Here is a 577-nt window from a genome sequence, read left to right as displayed (position 1 = left end):
CAGATCCTGTGCAGGATCTGCTTCAATGGAATTGGCACAAAAAGACCAGCTTCTCGAGATCGGTTCGAGGGTGCGGTTAGGCAAGCCCATCATATGCGGGAGATTGAGCGTCTCCCGCGACAAATCATGATCCCTTTTGGGGATATGAAGTTCGAACAAATCTTCTCTTTACGATGTCAAACAGAACAGGCGGAGAGCCAGATGCTCGCCGCAAACTCTTAAACGAATGACTTTTTCTCGGCCGTCCCCATCTCTACTCGACACCCCTCTTTCTTTTCAGAACGAGGTAGCGACAATCCTGCGGATTGCGCGAAGTGGTGGAGCCGGACGGGATCGAACCGACGACATCCTGCTTGCAAAGCAGGCGCTCTCCCAGCTGAGCTACGGCCCCTGATAAACACCTCTTCGAAGCGTCGAGGAGATCGACAATCCTTGCGGATTGCGAAGATCCGACAATCCTTGCGGATTGCGAAGATCCGACAATCCTTGCGGATTGCGAAGTGGTGGGCCTGGGAGGACTTGAACCTCCGACCTCACGCTTATCAAGCGCGCGCTCTAACCAACTGAGCTACAAGCC

General features: G+C 53.7%; 1 tRNA gene. It reads right to left on the bottom strand.

The features are described from left to right. Positions 1–315: 315 nt before the first annotated feature. Positions 316–391, bottom strand: a tRNA-Ala gene (locus EOC94_RS33465). Between the last annotated feature and the right edge of the window lie 186 nt (positions 392–577).

This window comes from Mesorhizobium sp. M6A.T.Ce.TU.016.01.1.1, from assembly GCF_003997065.1.
Classification (GTDB): Bacteria; Pseudomonadota; Alphaproteobacteria; order Rhizobiales; family Rhizobiaceae; genus Mesorhizobium; species Mesorhizobium mediterraneum.
Note: the sequence above shows the minus strand (reverse complement) of the source record. Positions and strands in the feature narration are given on the sequence as shown.